This is a genomic window from Salinispora cortesiana (assembly GCF_000484695.1).
GTDB classification, from domain to species: Bacteria; Actinomycetota; Actinomycetes; order Mycobacteriales; family Micromonosporaceae; genus Micromonospora; species Micromonospora cortesiana.
Genome location: NZ_AXVR01000202.1, coordinates 1 through 1,040, shown reverse-complemented (window position 1 = coordinate 1,040; position 1,040 = coordinate 1). Strand labels below are relative to the sequence as shown.

The 1,040-nt window shown below is 67.2% G+C and carries 1 protein-coding gene; it reads left to right on the top strand.

The features are described 5' to 3' along the window. Positions 1–282: 282 nt before the first annotated feature. The coding region (locus tag K228_RS0125215) for a DUF4397 domain-containing protein (protein ID WP_025620825.1) at positions 283–1,040 on the top strand (758 nt) is incomplete at its 3' end.

The window sequence follows — 1,040 nt, the reverse complement described above, 5'->3', positions numbered from 1 at the left end:
AGCCCGGTTCGCCACCACCCGGAGGAGCAACCGGTGACGGTACGCCACCGCGGGGCGCTGGCGGCGATGGCCGCCGGCGCCGCCCTCACCGTCGCCACGCTGGCCGCCTACGCCTTGCGGCCCGCGACGGATTCGACAGGGTGGCTCATCGGCTGAGGCCCGCGTGAATGCGGCGATGTCGAAAGACAAAACTCTTTTCGGCCGCATCCGCTTGTGTGGAGCGAGCGTAATGCTCTCTACCAGCTAGCCTGACCAATCAGGACTAATCACCAGGAGGCAGGCATGCAGCTCTCGTACTTTCGTCGGGTGGCCGCAGGTGGCGTGCTCGCCACGCTGACGTTCGCCGGAGTCAGTGCGCTCACCGCGACCCCGGCTTACGCGGCCACAGCCGAGGTCTCTGCGATCCATGGCATCCCGGGCACCCCGGTCGACGTGTACCTCAATGGAGAGAAAACGCTGGACAATTTCGCGCCCGGCGAGGTGGCGGGCCCGCTGAGCCTGGCGGCGGGCGTGTACGACATCGTGCTGACTAAGCCGGGCGAGCCGGTGGCCAACGCGATCCTCACGGTTGACGACGCGGAGGTGCTGGGCGGAACCAACATCAGCCTCGCCGCCCACCTGGACGCGAGCGGCGATCCGAAGATCACCTCGTTTGTCAACGACACCTCGAAGGTGGAAGCCGGCAAGTCCCGGCTGATCGCCCGGCACATCGCTGCCGCTCCGGCGATGGACGTCCGGGCCGACGGCACTTCGATCTTCACCAACCTGACCAACTCGAATGAGGCCAAGGTTGATATGGAAGCCGGAACGGTCGAAGCGGATGCTGTACTCGCCGGCACGGAGACAGTCACGATCGGCCCCGCCGACCTGGAATTAAGCGAGGGTACCGCGACTATCGTCTACGCGTTCGGCTCGGCCGATGCCGGCACCCTCGAGGTCGTGGCACAGACCATCACCGGCCTGCACTCCACCCCGGCCGGGGTGCCCAGCGGCGACGGCGGCCAGGCCGCCACCGGGACGAACACCTGGTGGTACCTCCT